We start from the raw sequence: 15,258 nt of genomic DNA, 5'->3' as shown, positions 1-15,258 counted from the left end.
AATTGTTTTATGATGTTTGTCCTAAACATAACAATTTTATTTTGAACTGACTATATCATTATTTATTGCTATATTATTAAATTCTAGTAAAAAGTGTTAACTATTGTTAAAATTGACTTTTAAACATAATTTGAGTAATAGTACATGTCTTTTTTAAAAAATCTAGGAAAAGGCTTAGGAGAGGGCGCTGGTTTCGTCCTTGGCGGTAGCGTCAAAGCAGCAGGTAAATTCATAAACAATGACTTCATTCAAGAAATTGGAGAGTCCGTTGATGGATCTATGAAGAATACAGGTAACATTCTTGGTAATGTCGCTGATGGTATAGCAGAAGTAGGTATTGGCGCTCTCGAAAATGATAGCGTCCGACGTGATAAAGGTTTTTCAGATTTGGGAAAAACGACAAAAGTAGTGGGTGATCAACTACTGACAGCCGCAGGTCAAATTGTAGGAGATGCCATCGATACTGTTGATGGAATCATTGAAGGCGATTTGGATAAAGTAAAACAGTCAGGTAGAAGCTTAGTAAAAGTTGTGGCTGTTTCCACTATTGCGATTGGTATAGTAGAAGCGGTAGATGGTTTTGACACGTCTGGAACGGAAAGCCTTGTAGCAGCAGACAGCACTCAAATTGAAAACCCTAATACCCACTATGTTTCACCTCATGAACGTATTTTACCAAGTGGCGAAGTTATATGGGTAGATGGCGATGGTGACACTAGCATTGACAGAGACACAGGCTGGACACAAACAAATCCAAATTATCGAGCTTAATATAGAAGTTCTTATCCGTTGGCTCGTTTATTTAATATTTAGAATAAAAAAAAGGATTTTGTATGGGTGTGTTAATTATGTTGGCTATTACTGGCTCAGGTCTAGTAGTTGTATTCGCCATTGGTGCGTTAATTTCGAATGTAATCGCAAATATGTTTAAATAAATATTCGCTTCAAATGATGAGCAGTATTTACATCATATCGATTACTATTAACGTTTATTATGTACCCAACATAACCGTCACGCTTAGTGCTCTTAGAGTAACGCGTAACCTTGGCGGTTTTTTGTTGCCTTTTTTACAGTGGTATCGGCTACAATCGATAAAACTAAACAAGCAACCAAACAAACGCTATGTCTAAAGTGGGCAGATATGATCAACCCTAATGTTAATAAAAGCCTCAACTTCGCCGAAGAATTTGCCTCAAAAATCCCTGCTCTAACTTTGCTCACCACGCTGGGCTATAAATTTATTCCACCAAGCCAATGCAATGCCATGCGTAGCAATAAGCTGCTAGCTAATCAGGCGAATGCAAATAAAACCACTAACCAAGTAGTGTTATTGCCTATCATGCGTGCGTTCTTAGCCAAGCAAACCTTTACGTTTGAAGGCACACCGCATCATCTATCAGATAGTGCCATTGATAAAATCATGCACGAGCTAAATCCAGCTATGAATCTAGGCTTGCAGCTCGCTAATGAAAAGCTCTATAACGCTATGCTGTATGGCGTGACGGTGACAGAATTTATCGACGGCAAAAGAACATCCCAAACTATCAGTTTGATAGATTGGGACAATATAGATAACAACAGCTTTCACTTTACCGAAGAGCTGGTCGTACAGAATGCCGAAGGTACAGGCAACATCATTCCTGATATCGTCTGCTTTGTGAATGGTCTACCTTTAGTGGTTATCGAAGCCAAACGTCCTGATTCGAGTAGAGAGTGGCAATCGACCAACGCGCAAGCCGTCTCACAGCACATCCGTAATCAAAAGCCAAAATTTATTCCAAATCTATTCGCTTATAGCCAGTTATTACTCGCGGTGAATGGTCATGATGGACTGTATGCTACTTGCGGTACGCCAGAGAAGTTTTGGGCAAAATGGGTCGAGGAAGAGATCTCTGAGCCTGAGTTCCACCGTCTAAAAAACCAAAAGCTTAATGATGAGCAGCTTAGTCGTCTATTTGATCATCGTCCTGCCGCAGCTAAAAGAGAATATCTGTCACTGATTAATGCTGGTGATCTAGTCGTCACCGATCAAGATCGCCTTATCATCAGCTTATTACAGCCTGAGCGTCTGCTTGAGATGACGCGCATGTTTACCTTGTTTGATAAAAAGGCGGGGAAAATTGTTGCCCGCTATCAGCAAGTTTTTGGTATCAAAGCATTGATTGAACGTATCAGCACCTTTGACGAGCAGGGCAGTCGTGAAGGTGGGGTGATTTGGCATACTACAGGTAGTGGTAAATCTTTCACTATGGTGTTCTTCTCTAAAGCTTTGATTTGGTTAGAGGATCTTGCGAAGTGTCGAATTGTTGTCGTCACGGATCGTGTCGATCTGGAAACCCAGCTGAGCAATACCTTTAAGTCGGGTGGTGTAATAACCAGCAAACGCGATAGTCGTGACGCCATGGCAACTTCTGGTCGCCGTTTAGCGCAGCAAATCGGTCACGGTAATGAGCGAGTTATTTTCTCCATTATTAATAAGTTTGGTTCAGCCGTTAAGTATGATGAATGCTATAACGATAGCCCAAATATCATCGTTATGGTCGATGAAGGTCACCGTAGCCAAAATGGTGAGAATAATATTCGCATGAGCCAGGCCCTACCAAACGCCGCCTTTATTGCTTTTACGGGTACGCCATTATTGAAAGATGATAAGACCGAAAACAAATTCGGTAGCATCATTCACTCTTACACCATGCAGCAAGCGGTCAAAGATAAAACCGTTACGCCACTGTTATATGAAGAGCGTATCCCTGAGCTCAATACCAATGACCAAGCCATCGATGCGTGGTTTGACCGTATCACCCAAAAGCTTACCGATGACCAAAAGACTGACCTCAAACGTAAATTCTCGCAAAAAGGTCAAATCTATCAGGTTGAAGGTCGTATTGAGCTGATCGCTCATGACATCTCTGATCACTTCCAAAACTTTAAACAGCAGCATCTAAAAGGTCAACTGGCTTGTGATTCTAAAGCCTCAGCTATCCGCTACAAGATCGCTTTAGATAAGATTGGCAAAGTGACCTCAGTGGTTGCCATGTCACCGCCTGATACCCGTGAGGGGCATGATACCGTCGATGGCGAATCGAAAGACATCGTACAAAACTGGTGGCAAGATAATGTCGCCGCGGACTTCGGCGGTGATGAAAAAGCATACACCAAAGCCATTATAGAAGCCTTTAGTCAGGATGATGGTCCTGACATTATGATCGTTGTTGATAAGCTATTAACAGGATTTGATGAGCCAAAAAACACCGTACTGTATATCGATAAGCCCTTAAAGCAGCATAACCTGATTCAGGCGATTGCACGGGTAAACCGCTTGCATGAGAAAAAACGCTTTGGTTATCTGATTGATTATCGTGGCATCTTAAAAGAGCTGGATATCACCATTGAGAAATATCAAGACTTAGCAGAACGTACGCAAGGCGGCTTTGATATCGAAGATCTTAAGGGTCTATATAACAGCATGGATACCGAGTACAAGCAGCTACCAAGGCTGCATAATGAGCTGTGGGCTATATTTTCATCGGTGAAAAACAAGCAAGACGGACAAGCGCTAAGGCAAGTGCTAGCACCTAAGATGCAAGAAGTCGATGGCAGGATAGTCGATACCAAACTTAAAGCACGTGACGACTTTTACGCTGCTTTGACAGAGTTTTCTAATGCCATGAAAATTGCGTTGCAATCAGCCTCGTTTTTTGAAGATAAATCGTTCGATAACAAACGTGATCGCTACAAAGCCGACCTAAAAGCCTTTATTAAGCTACGTAAGCAAGTGCGTGAAGACGCTGATGAGACCATCGATTATGATGTGTATGAAGCGGATATTCGCAGCTTACTTGATAAGCATATCGCAGGTATTGAAGTTCGTGAGGCAAAAGGGGCTTATTTAGTCGGCAATTTAGGTAAGGATGTTAAGCCTGAAGAATTAAGCGATGATGAAGCACGCAACCAAACTGATAAGATCACTGGTCGTGTCACTAGAATGATTGAGCAAGACTTGGCTGATGATCCTTATGCGCAAGAGTATTTTTCTAAGCTCCTAAAAAAAGCCATTGAAGATGCCAAAGCGATGTTCGATGCACCCGTGAAGCAGTACATGATGTTTGCTGACTTTAAGCAAGCCGTCAAAGACCGCGATGTCGCTGATGTACCAAATACTTTTATCGATGATAATGGCAAATTAAACAAACATGCTCAGGCTTATTTTGGTTTGTTTAAGCACTTATTTGATGCTGATTTCTTAGCTGATAAAGAGCTGGATAATGACAAGCTGGTTGCTTACGCCTTTGAGATTGATGAAGTAGTTAAAACCAATGTGGCGGAATATTCCATCAATGCCAGTGAGATTGAAAATGCGATTAATAGACGATTATTGCCAATGTTGTTTGCTGACTTAGGTATTGATAAAGCGCAACAGCTCATTGAAGCCGTGTTAAAAATTACCCGACTTGGGCTGTCGAGAGAGACAAGTAGCCCACATGCAGCAAGAGGGTAGTGGGCAATGACTGAGAATGGCGACTTTTATTATGGTGAAGATAAGATTCATTATGAAGTAGTGCGTAAAGACGCAACTTATAACAAAACAACAGGCAAGTCTAAAAGCGATACGCTTATTAGTGAAAAGACCAAGCCCAATAAACTAAGACAACCTCGCAAAGTTGTTATCAAGGTACATCCCGATAAGCGTGTAGTCGCCACAGCGCCTATCGATGCGAAGGATGAGGTGATACATAACGCTATGATGAAACGTGCTCGCTGGATATGGCAAAGCCTACAAGACTTTGCCAAGCAAAAAGATCATGTATTGCCTAAGCGTTATGTTAGCGGTGAAACACAGTTTTATCTGGGTCGTCGTTATGTCTTAAAAGTAATAATCAATGCAGAAACTAGTGATGTAATAAGCAGCACTGTGAAGCTCAGTCGCGGTAAGCTGAATGTGGAATTGTCTCAAAGTGATTCTGAATTGGACTTGGATGAACGAACTGCTCTCGTAAAAAGCCTTATTGATAAATGGTATAAAGATAAGTTTAGGTTGATCTCTAGAGAGAGGCTTGAAGCCTTGATACATAAAGCTTCATGGGTCGAAAATAGTCCTTCGTTAAAATTAATGACCATGAAAAAGCAGTGGGGAAGTTGTTCAACTAAAGGCAATTTAATACTGAATCCGCATTTAGTAAAAGCGCCAAAGGAATGCATTGATTACGTGATACTGCATGAGCTGTGCCATATAGCCGAGCACAATCATAGCGAGAACTTTTGGCGGTTATTAACGCAAGTGATGCCGAACTGGAAAGAAGTAAAGGCTAGACTTGATGGGATGGCTGAGCTGTATTTGAATGAGTAAAAATACGTTACAATAGTTTTCTAGGAAAAACACCTATAGATCGTCATAAAACAAGCCACTTTAAGTGGCTTATTTATTTGGCAAAAATAAAACAAATATCAGCTAGGATCTCTCACTATATAAAGGTGAGTAGCGTGCATTAATTATAACTACGATCTATCCATAAATAATATCAAAGGAGATATAAATGTCAGTCAATGAAGCATTATTAGATGAAGTCAAACAGTGGCGCAAGCAAATCCATAGCCAGCCCGAGCTAGGGTTTAAAGAATTTAAAACCTCATCTTTTATCGTAGAAAAACTTCAATCTTTTGGTATTGACGTTCATCAAGGGTTAGGCGGTACTGGGGTTGTAGGTACACTAAAGAATGGTGAAGGCCCTACTATCGGTATCAGAGCTGATATTGATGCCCTACCGATAGCAGAACAAAACGAAGTCGATCATAAATCCACTCATGAAAACTGCATGCACGCTTGTGGTCACGATGGACATACGTCAGTCTTGCTAGGTACAGCAAAACATCTCAGTCAAAATAAAAACTTTAGCGGTACTATTCACTTTATCTTTCAACCTGCTGAAGAGGTTCTAGGCGGTGCCAAGGCTATGATTGATGATGGATTGTTTGACAGGTTTCCAATGGATGCAGTCTATGGACTACATAACTGGCCAGGATTACCTGTAGGCGAAATCGCTGTCAATAATGGTCCGATGATGGCGTCGTTTGATACTTTTGAGATTACTCTCACTGGTAAAGGCACTCATGCTGCTATGCCGCATTTAGGTGCTGATCCAATCGCAGCAGGAGCCGCTTTAATTACCAATATTCAATCCATTGTTTCTCGCCGCGTATCGCCACTGCAATCTGGTGTGATAAGCGTGACACAGATGAATAGCGGTGATACTACTAATGTCATTCCTGATATTGCGGTTTTGAAAGGCACCGTTCGTAGCTTTGATATGGACGTGCGCCAATCTATGCAGGATATGCTCACAGAGATGGTGGTAGCTCTACCGCCTTTATATGGCGTCAAAGGTGAGATGGATTATTACATTCGCTACCCAGTAACCACCAATGACACTCAAGCTTATCTTGAGATCAAGGATGCAGCTACCAAAGTGTTAGGTGCTGATAAGGTAAACACCGATGTAGAGCCATCAATGGCCTCTGAGGATTTTTCATTTATGAGCCAAGAAGTTAAAGGTGCTTATTTTTGGCTAGGTGTTGATGGCAGCACGCCTTCTAAACCTTTACATAATGCATCCTATGATTTTAATGACGATGCTATTGAGACTGGTATCAAAGTATGGATATCTTTGGTTGAGTCTGAATTACCAAAGAACACTGCATAAATAAAATCTTAGATGAACCGATGAAGTCATAATAAAGCTTAAAGGGAATTAGTATGGATAATAATAGCGTGCTGTCACCGACAATGACCAAGCACCTACTGGATTGGAAGCTGCACTTATTAGTCATTGCGGTATCATTACTGGCTGAATGGATAGGTATTATCAAGATCCCTATCGGCATTGGCGTCTTAGTATTATTGCCTTTGTTATATGCCTTTATCTTTGCAATCTTGTTAAATCCTAATGTCATCCCTTCAATGAGGGCAGTCATAACTAAGAAACGTGCTAAGTTTGCTAGTTATGCCATTCTTTTGAGCATCATGCCTTTTATTGCTAAATTTGGTGTTGGTGTTGGTCCCAATATTGAAGAGATAATAGCCGCAGGTCCAGCTTTGCTGCTGCAAGAGCTAGGTAACGTTGCTACGGTATTAATCGCCCTACCCGTCGCTGTCCTAGTCTTTGGGATGGGTCGAGAGGCTATTGGTGCCACTCACTCTATTGCCCGTGAGCCTAACGTCGCCTTGATTGCAGATAAGTACGGACTTCAAAGCCCCGAAGGTATCGGTGTGATGGGTGTCTATGTGATGGGTACTTTGTTCGGCGCAATTTATTTCTCATTGTTGGCAGGTATCATCGCCTCTATGGAAATCATGGATGTTCGTGCTCTAGCCATGGCCTGCGGTATCGGCAGTGGCAGCATGATGGGTGCTTGCTCGGCAGCACTAGCAGAGACGGTTCCTTCTCAAGAAGAAACGATCACTGCATTTGCCGCGACCTCTAACCTATTAACTTATGCCACAGGGTTGTTCGTAAGCTTATTTATCGCTCTACCTTTTACAGAGTTTTTATATAAAATTGTCAGTAAGTTAAAAAACAACAAAAGCGCAGACGCTAAGACCGAAACAGACTTTGGTGCAGTCATGGAAGAGCCAGCTAGCTTATCAACTATGCAGTCTTTTATTTTGCTAGCGGTTATATGCGTGGTACTGCTGTTGAGTAACTGGGTAGGACAAGGTGTTGATCCGATTGATGGGTTGCCAGCAATGCTCATTTTGTTTGCTTGCTGCATTATTGGTATTTTATTAAAACGTTTTATCCCAGTAAACGTTCCTGCGATTGCTTGGATATCTATTGTAGCTATCTTAATATCCTTACCACAGTTTCCGTTTAACGCCTACGTTTTGGCAGAGACAGAAAAGCTTGGTACGCTGCAACTACTGACTCCAGTGCTTGCTTATGCAGGCTTTGCTATTTCGCAGATGGAAGTGGATTTATTTAAGAAGTCTGGATTTAAGATCGCCATTGTTGCAATATTGACCTTCACAGGCACCTTTATAGGATCTGCTATGATTGCACAAGTTATGCTGTAAGTATTTTGTGAGGGTGTAGATTTCATTGCAACAGTTTGCTTTTCATAAAAAACAGATTATTTATTACAATCTGTTTTTTTAACTATAATCACTTACATCAGTCAGTTATAGAGTGTTCTTATGTCCAACTACTATGAAAACTTAGTCCTAAGTTTTACCCAGCAAGCTACTGAACAAGAGTGGCTTGAGTTTAAGCATAACTTTCATAGCCCTGAAGAGATTGGTAAACGTATCTCTGCGCTTGCCAATAGTGCTTGTTTGGCTGGTAAGAAATTTGGTTACTTGGTATTTGGAGTAGAGGACGGCACGCATAACATTGTTGGTACAAGTTTTAGCCCTAAGACAAAAAAAGCCAAAGGTAACGAAGACTTAGAGTATTGGCTGGTAAGCCGTTTAAGCCCTAAGATTCATTTTACCATTCATGAGCTACAGATTGATGGTCAAGCGGTTGTGCTGTTCGAAATTCCAGCAGCTACCAATACGCCTATTAGCTTTTTGCATGAGCCTTATATTCGTATTGGTAGCGTCACAAAACTGCTTAAGCACTATCCCGATCAAAGCCGTAAGCTCTGGCATAATCAAGCAGGTGACTGGAGCGCTGAGATTTGTCATGAGGCAGCGCTTGAAGATCTTGACCCTCACGCCATTGCTGTTGCTAGGCAAGTCTTTACTGATAAAAACAAGCGGTTGGCTGAAGACATCCAAGAATGGGATGACATCACCTTTTTAAATAAAGCCAAAATCACCATCCGTGGTCAGATCACTAACACAGCGATCATCTTATTAGGGCGTTATGAAGCTACGAGTTTTTTAAGCCCAGCACAAGCACATATCACTTGGATTTTAAAGGGCGTCGATGGTATTGAAAAGGACTATGAGCATTTTGCCCCACCTTTTTTGTTAGCTTTAGACGAAGTGTACAACAATATCCGTAACCTCAATTATCGCTACATGGCGTCAGGTTCGCTGTTTCCTGAAGAGGTGCAGCAGTACGATCCTTATATCATTCGTGAAGCATTGAGTAACGCTATCGGTCACCAAGACTACCGATTAGGTGGACGTATCACGGTAGTTGAAAAAGAGGACTCAACACTGATATTCCAAAACAGCGGTGAATTTATCCCTAAGACTATTGAGAATGTCTTGCTACAAGATGCGCCCGAAGCGAGCTATCGCAATCCGTTTTTAGTTAATGCCATGGTTAGTCTAAATATGATGGACACCATTGGTAGTGGCATCAAAAAAATGTATCAGATTCAGTATAAGCGCTTTTTCCCTCTGCCAGATTATGACTTATCCCGTGAAAGAGTCCTCGTGAAATTTACAGGCAAAGTGCTTGATCAAGAGTATGCCAAGCAACTAGCGACAGTCGACAATCTCACATTACACGACATTATAGCGCTGGATAAAGTACAAAAAGGGCAGTCGATTACAGAAAATGAAGCAGAGGCACTACGTAAAAAGTCATTGATAGAAGGACGAAAAAACAGCTATATCATCGCCGCTGATGTTGCTAAGCATACAGAGCAGCAAGCAGAGTATATGCAGCTGCGCGGCTTAGATGACATGCATTATCAAAGCTTGATTATGGAGTATCTCAAAACTTTTGAGCGAGGTAGGTTAGCTGACTTTGATAAGATGCTTGCTAACAAGCTACCGCAAGTACTAGACGACAAACAACGTAAACATAAGGTGCGTAATCTATTACAGAAAATGCGCCGCGATGGTCTTGTGACCTCTAAAAACCAAACTTGGTATCTTGCAGGTAGCTAAACCTAGCTAGCAGCGGCTAAATGTAGCTAGACCTAGCTAAGCGAAGCTAAAGATAGCAAAAAAATAAGCCGCACTACACGGCTTATTTTCATAGGCTCAATGAAATCGAGCAGCTATCTTGCTCTCAATCCACTGAGAAATTTCGCTTTCAACCCATGCTACGCGACCTTTTGATAGCTTGACTTGAACAGGGAAGGTAGGATCATAACGATGTGATCTTTTATCGAGCATATCGTAAATCGTTGTGCTACTAAGCCCCGTATAATGTATGACTTGCTTTAGTGGTAGCATTCGCGGTATCTGTGGCATGCTTAGTGTTGATACGTTTTGCTGAGTGCTGGCATTTAAATTTTCCATGATTTGCTCCTTATAAGTGAATGAGAGCATTCCTCTCATATGCTTACCGAGTCCTATAATTTTTTACTGAATCTCATTTAGTCCGACCGTTAGCTTTGGTTTAGGCAATAAAAAAAGAGCTGAATGACTCAGCTCCTTTTTATGCCGCATATCTGCCTTAATGGGTTTAGCTTACCGCTGTCACGCTTTGCCGTAACCCTTGCTCAATACTGGTCACGTCATGAGTGGCTAAACCATTATTTAGGTGTTCCTGCTGACATTGATCAGCATCGCTTGTCTCAACGGGATAAAACTCTTCCACCACTGCAAACGCCTCATCATTGTCAATTTCAAAGGCTGAGTTCACATAGCCAAGCTTCGCCGCTGTCTCTAATGCCGCTTGATCAAAGCCATGTTCGCTAAGTTCCTTATCAATGGCCCCAGCATCTTGTACTGCCTGTTTTAGTGTGACGCCATCACGTAGGGTTAAATCGACAAAGTAGATCGGCGTACGATAGCTTTGCGTCGTGCTTTTACCACGTAGGGTTAATTGCAGTGGTAAGCAAGACAGCTTATTGCCTGACACCGCTGCAAAGTAGCTTAAACGTGCTGCGAGCGTTCTTATGCTATTAAAGCCTGTAGTGCGAAAGATAAAGGTGCCAAGCTCATCGTCCTCAGACAGATTGACATACAGCCTGCCATACGGCTTACAAGCACCGCCTTGTGCTAGTGGGCAACGATCAGGCGATGGACAAGGCAGCTGCTCCACGCCATTATTGGTTCGGCGCTGACACTGCTCACCGTCACCCACACATAACGGTCTGCCAGTCTGCCGATCAAACAGCGTGTATTCAGCTCGTAGATTCAGCTCAGGATCGTTAAACAGCATGCGTACTGGTATTTGTCTGAGCTTATCGGTTTTACTTTTATGTAGCTTGTCATCTAGTGGGTGGTTGATCCAGCCCTCCTTGTTTTGGATTTGGCTGGTAATGGTGAATTGATCGTCTTTGGCAGGCAGACGTTTGCCATCTTTTACAATGACGCGTCCAATGCTAATGCGACCTAGTACAGGTGGGGTTATGGTTAGACCTTTAATCATGGTGATATTCCTTATGGTTTTAATAAAATGTGTTTAGCCATAAAAAAGCCCACCTTTAAGTGGTGGGCGTTTATGCGTTGGTTTGTTGGTTTGTTGGTGTGTTGACTGACTGAATACGCGCTTAGTCAGTTAGGATGACAAAGCGGCGACTGCCTTGGCGGGTTTTACTAAACTGCGCAAGCAACTCAGGATGCGCTTTAGCAATGGCCTTACTATCAAGACCGACACTATCTTTCGAGCGCTTCCACGAGATAGCACCTTGATTGAATACCGCCACTTCATTATCGGCAATCAGTGTTTGCAGCTGATGCTTCACTCGGTCATGACGTTCTTCTAGCTCCTGCATGTAATCACGATAGCTCAGCAATTGCTCAAACAATTTATTAGCACCGTCGTCTTCTCGCAGATCGACCTTGCTTGATGGCTTGGGCGTTGGATAAAGCAGCTTAAGAGCTTTAGCTGCTGACTCGCTATGATCAGGCGTTGGCGGTTTGTCGGTTTCCACGTATTGCCAGAACAGACGCTCATGCCGGGTGATAGATGCAATCAAACCCTCATCACGCTCAACCTTATAAATCTTAGCCTCGTGTCCACAAAGCAGTACGCAGATATGCGCCGCTTGCTTACCCGTGACGGCCAATTGATGCTGTACCTGGCAAGTGACGTATAGAGGCACGCCATGCTTCCACAGCTTCGCCCCATGCTCCCCTGCCGTTTTACATTCCAGTATCTGTACGTCATCGCTACCAGTGATTGCGTAATCCAAGTTCGCCAACATAAAGTGCTGCTCAGGATCAGGATGCTGCAAGATCGCGTTGACGCGCCTGACTTTATTGCCGGTATGCTCTTGATAGTATTTAGCGACCATAGGCTCCAAGGTATTACCCCAGTACAAGGGCGAGTAGCCCTCAATGCTCTCATCGATGTCGGAGCTTGAGCGTCCAGTCTTGATCATCCATAGCTCAAGCATAGAGAGATACGGATGAATACCACAAGCGGCAGCAGCGTCACTACTACCAATGCCTTGCTTGCGTACTTGTAGCCAGTCCTCACGGCTCAATGACTTGGTATTAACCAAACGCTTTGCAGTGGTCGATTGGCGAACAAAAGTGTCAACTGGCTTATTATCATTCTTAAGCTTGGCTTTTAATGGCGTTCTAACTTTAGTGGTTGAGCGCTTTGCTAGTCTTGGCTGAGTAGTCGTATTTAATGCGATCATGTTCATAATGAATTCCTTTGATAAATTGGTTGAAGTGATAAGTGAAATAACAGGCATAAAAAAACCACGCGCTTAGGCGTGGTTTGATTGGTTGAGTTTACTAAGATAATTTAGGCAATCAGTGCAAAGGCCTCCTCTAAGCTTTTGTCCTTCAGCTTAGCGCCAGCGCCAAACCATGCTGAATCGAGCCTGTGATCGGTCGACATCGCACGGCGCTCATGGTCAACATACTCAGTCATCGCAGACAGTAGCCCATAAGCGGTATCACGTGCAGAATCCAGATCCGCACCGCGACCTTGACCATTGAACATATTCATCACCTGATTCATCGCTCGAGCGTTAGGCACCGCATCCTTTTCTTTCTTAGCGCTATTAAACAGAATAATGTCATTGTCCTGATTGTTGAATACACGGTTTAAATAATTAGCCGCTTCTGCCTGAGTAACACGGCGCTGGGTGAGCTGCTTCATCTCATACACGTGCTCATTCCACTGTTTAACGGAGACGCCTAACTGCTGCTTGACTCTATCGGCATCAAACGAGGTGCTATGCGGTACTTTAACGACACCACCGCTGCCATCAGCTAAGCTAATAGCTAGAGTGTTATTACATACCACACGGATATTGGTGAACTGTGCTGTGGTCGCTAGCGTCCCATCACAAGCCGTTGCTAGCAAAAGATAGCCATTACTCACATCACCGCCTTTGAGGGTCGTTGACTGGCCTGTACGAGCCAATGCCCACATCTTACGACCACCTTTTAGAACACCAGCAGTCTCAAGCTCAAAGTGCGATTGCTCAGTGAGATCACGATAGAACTCTAAAATCTCACGGGGTTGCACTTCTTGGTAGCGTTGACTGACGACGGATAACGGTTCTAAGTTATCAGAGCGATACAACACTTTGTTGCTATCAAAGGGCATGATCAGGCTTTGACCTTTTTCATTATTCGCCATGTAGCTGACATCTGATGACTCAATACGCCAGTCCATACCAGCCTCCTTAGCCCAGACCTCAATAGGCTGATTCTTTGGCAGTTGACTACCGAGACCGTGCCAAGGGGTATCACCGATATATGCCATATTTTCGATTAAATGTGCCATGATTACTTTCCTTTTTATTGATAAGTTACGTAAATTGATGATTGATAGTTATTTGATGGTTGAAAAAACATGTGTACAGTCATCACAGCGATGCTGCTTATTGACCAGCATCGGTAAAGCGGCATTTGCTTGGGTAAGCTCAATGACGGTTGCGATCGCAGTACCTGCAACCACACCGATCACTGGATGTACTTTGAATGGTTTGCATAGACTGACACCAAGACCGATCAGTGCAGCGGGTGATAACAGCTCATCAACAAGCTGATGGTTAGTACTATCAGTCATTACATAAACAGCGGACGACTGACAGCGTGGACATAGTAGTTTCATAAGGGCTCCTTATTGCGCGCATAAAAAGGCCTGCACGAGGCAGGCCTTTGATGTTGAGTAAGGATGAACATTAAGCAATTAATGCTCGATCTCATGAAAGTAGTATGTATTTGAAATTAGTTTGCTATGGGTGGTAGCCCTCGGCGCTTTGTATTGCGGTAGGCACTATGACCAAAGGTGCGCATGTTAGGTAGCATTGCTTTAAGACGCTGCTCATACTTGTCCTTTTTTGTAGTGAGATACAATGCTGTATTAATGGTATTTTGAACTTTGTTAGGATCTTTCCTATGGGTCATCTCTATACCAAGTGTACCTTTCTCTTTGAACGGCTTAAAATACTTCGGATCATTGCAATTGAAGTAACTGCCTTGTCCGTCTGTCATAGATACCCATTTCTCACCGACGCTACGACCAGAGTAGTAACCATTATCTTTCTTGGCACCGTTGTACAAGAGTAATAAATGGCAATGCAAGCTACCTTTATTATCGTGATCTCCAGTTTGCTTATATCCTTGCTCAAGTGACCAAGCAAATCCTTCAAGCTCCTTAAAACAGCCCTTTTTATTACTCATACGTTCTCTTAGCGATGTCATATGCTCATCAAAGTCGTGAACACTAACGCCACTCCTGCATTCAATTTTATACTGTAAATCCACTCTGACTACGAGTAAGCGTCCGTGATGTGTAAACATCTGTGTCAAATACTCTCTAAAAGAATTAGTATTTCGAGTTTCTTGTAGTAAGAAGGTGTGACGACTCATATCGTATTCAGGTTTATATTTTTTTATTTCGTAGACAAATGCATCAACTGATTGCTGATCCCATATTACCTCCAAAGGATAGTACTCATCTTTGAGTAACTGTCCGACAGCCACAAACCATTTTACTGTTTCCGTGTATTCGAGTTCTTGTTTATGGTGATACATTAATGCTGGATATAGATAGTTTAATATTAAAGCTAATTGGACATTATCGACTTTGCTAAACAAAATCATAGTTACGATATTATCGACATCTGTCAGTATATTTCCTTCGGTTTGATAATAATTATTCATTACAATTCCTATATGAGTTTTCGATTCATATAGTTAGCTTGATCAGTAAAATATTATTTAATACGATTTCTAATCTTTTATACTAATGGTAAGAATTGGCAGTTAATGTTCTTATATAATATAAATAACCCATTAAGCATGCAAAAAAATAACACTGTAAGGCTTAGTTTAAATGATCGAAATCGCTAATAAAGCGCAGTTTATTGGTAGATAATAAAAGGATAGAGTTACGCTTTTTGTTAATATGTACAATACAAATAATACCGTTTATGCT

12 protein-coding genes are annotated in these 15,258 nt (G+C 42.3%); 6 read left to right on the top strand and 6 right to left on the bottom strand.

Going from position 1 to position 15,258, the window contains the following annotated elements:
- Positions 1 to 144 precede the first annotated feature (144 nt).
- The 6 genes from I3252_RS06810 to I3252_RS06785 all read left to right on the top strand — a co-directional run bounded on the left by I3252_RS06810 (position 145) and on the right by I3252_RS06785 (position 9,842).
- The gene (locus I3252_RS06810; RefSeq protein ID WP_238034641.1) at positions 145 to 771 is read left to right on the top strand and encodes a hypothetical protein; all 627 of its coding nucleotides are present in this window, start codon (positions 145 to 147) and stop codon (positions 769 to 771) included.
- Positions 772 to 1,142: 371 nt separating this feature from the next.
- On the top strand, positions 1,143 to 4,499 hold the full coding sequence (locus I3252_RS06805; RefSeq protein ID WP_238034640.1) for an HsdR family type I site-specific deoxyribonuclease: 3,357 nt from the start codon (positions 1,143 to 1,145) through the stop codon (positions 4,497 to 4,499).
- Between the two features lie 6 nt (positions 4,500 to 4,505).
- A complete protein-coding gene (locus tag I3252_RS06800; RefSeq protein WP_238034639.1) occupies positions 4,506 to 5,348 on the top strand; it encodes a SprT family zinc-dependent metalloprotease in 843 nt (280 codons plus the stop codon).
- Positions 5,349 to 5,535: 187 nt separating this feature from the next.
- Positions 5,536 to 6,699 carry a M20 aminoacylase family protein gene (locus I3252_RS06795; RefSeq protein WP_238034638.1) on the top strand — a complete coding sequence of 388 codons (1,164 nt, stop codon included), beginning with the start codon at positions 5,536 to 5,538 and terminating at the stop codon, positions 6,697 to 6,699.
- A gap of 53 nt (positions 6,700 to 6,752) precedes the next feature.
- A complete protein-coding gene (locus I3252_RS06790) occupies positions 6,753 to 8,069 on the top strand; it encodes a DUF3100 domain-containing protein (RefSeq protein WP_238034637.1) in 1,317 nt (438 codons plus the stop codon).
- A 120-nt stretch (positions 8,070 to 8,189) separates the two neighbouring features.
- The gene (locus tag I3252_RS06785; protein ID WP_238034636.1) at positions 8,190 to 9,842 is read left to right on the top strand and encodes an RNA-binding domain-containing protein; all 1,653 of its coding nucleotides are present in this window, start codon (positions 8,190 to 8,192) and stop codon (positions 9,840 to 9,842) included.
- Between the two features lie 96 nt (positions 9,843 to 9,938).
- On the opposite strand, the gene I3252_RS06780 is transcribed toward I3252_RS06785, so the two are convergent.
- From I3252_RS06780 to I3252_RS06755, 6 genes are all read right to left on the bottom strand, one after another.
- Positions 9,939 to 10,151 (bottom strand): AlpA family phage regulatory protein, encoded by a 213-nt coding sequence (locus I3252_RS06780; RefSeq protein WP_238034644.1) that lies wholly within the window; start codon positions 10,149 to 10,151, stop codon positions 9,939 to 9,941.
- Between the two features lie 214 nt (positions 10,152 to 10,365).
- Positions 10,366 to 11,277: a hydrolase or metal-binding protein gene (locus I3252_RS06775; protein WP_238034635.1), complete on the bottom strand. Its 912-nt coding sequence runs from the start codon at positions 11,275 to 11,277 to the stop codon at positions 10,366 to 10,368.
- Between the two features lie 121 nt (positions 11,278 to 11,398).
- The gene (locus tag I3252_RS06770; RefSeq protein WP_238034634.1) at positions 11,399 to 12,502 is read right to left on the bottom strand and encodes a lambda-exonuclease family protein; all 1,104 of its coding nucleotides are present in this window, start codon (positions 12,500 to 12,502) and stop codon (positions 11,399 to 11,401) included.
- A 104-nt stretch (positions 12,503 to 12,606) separates the two neighbouring features.
- Positions 12,607 to 13,599 carry a DUF932 domain-containing protein gene (locus I3252_RS06765; protein ID WP_238034633.1) on the bottom strand — a complete coding sequence of 331 codons (993 nt, stop codon included), beginning with the start codon at positions 13,597 to 13,599 and terminating at the stop codon, positions 12,607 to 12,609.
- A 48-nt stretch (positions 13,600 to 13,647) separates the two neighbouring features.
- The gene (locus I3252_RS06760; RefSeq protein ID WP_238034632.1) at positions 13,648 to 13,929 is read right to left on the bottom strand and encodes a hypothetical protein; all 282 of its coding nucleotides are present in this window, start codon (positions 13,927 to 13,929) and stop codon (positions 13,648 to 13,650) included.
- A gap of 116 nt (positions 13,930 to 14,045) precedes the next feature.
- Positions 14,046 to 14,984, bottom strand: a complete 939-nt coding sequence (locus tag I3252_RS06755; protein WP_238034631.1) for an inovirus-type Gp2 protein — start codon at positions 14,982 to 14,984, stop codon at positions 14,046 to 14,048.
- Between the last annotated feature and the right edge of the window lie 274 nt (positions 14,985 to 15,258).

It is taken from the genome of Psychrobacter sp. Ps4 (assembly GCF_022129285.1).
GTDB classification, from domain to species: Bacteria; Pseudomonadota; Gammaproteobacteria; order Pseudomonadales; family Moraxellaceae; genus Psychrobacter; species Psychrobacter immobilis_A.
Note: the sequence above shows the minus strand (reverse complement) of the source record. Positions and strands in the feature narration are given on the sequence as shown.

Bases quoted from the DNA above. Each gene is read 5' to 3' on its own strand.
- I3252_RS06800 (WP_238034639.1), top strand. From the start codon at position 4,506: ATGACTGAGAATGGCGACTTTTATTATGGTGAAGATAAGATTCATTAT.
- I3252_RS06765 (WP_238034633.1), bottom strand. From the start codon at position 13,599: ATGGCACATTTAATCGAAAATATGGCATATATCGGTGATACCCCTTGG.
- I3252_RS06805 (WP_238034640.1), top strand. From the start codon at position 1,143: ATGATCAACCCTAATGTTAATAAAAGCCTCAACTTCGCCGAAGAATTT.
- I3252_RS06790 (WP_238034637.1), top strand. From the start codon at position 6,753: ATGGATAATAATAGCGTGCTGTCACCGACAATGACCAAGCACCTACTG.
- I3252_RS06775 (WP_238034635.1), bottom strand. From the start codon at position 11,277: ATGATTAAAGGTCTAACCATAACCCCACCTGTACTAGGTCGCATTAGC.
- I3252_RS06760 (WP_238034632.1), bottom strand. From the start codon at position 13,929: ATGAAACTACTATGTCCACGCTGTCAGTCGTCCGCTGTTTATGTAATG.
- I3252_RS06810 (WP_238034641.1), top strand. From the start codon at position 145: ATGTCTTTTTTAAAAAATCTAGGAAAAGGCTTAGGAGAGGGCGCTGGT.
- I3252_RS06780 (WP_238034644.1), bottom strand. From the start codon at position 10,151: ATGCCACAGATACCGCGAATGCTACCACTAAAGCAAGTCATACATTAT.
- I3252_RS06795 (WP_238034638.1), top strand. From the start codon at position 5,536: ATGTCAGTCAATGAAGCATTATTAGATGAAGTCAAACAGTGGCGCAAG.
- I3252_RS06785 (WP_238034636.1), top strand. From the start codon at position 8,190: ATGTCCAACTACTATGAAAACTTAGTCCTAAGTTTTACCCAGCAAGCT.
- I3252_RS06755 (WP_238034631.1), bottom strand. From the start codon at position 14,984: ATGAATAATTATTATCAAACCGAAGGAAATATACTGACAGATGTCGAT.
- I3252_RS06770 (WP_238034634.1), bottom strand. From the start codon at position 12,502: ATGAACATGATCGCATTAAATACGACTACTCAGCCAAGACTAGCAAAG.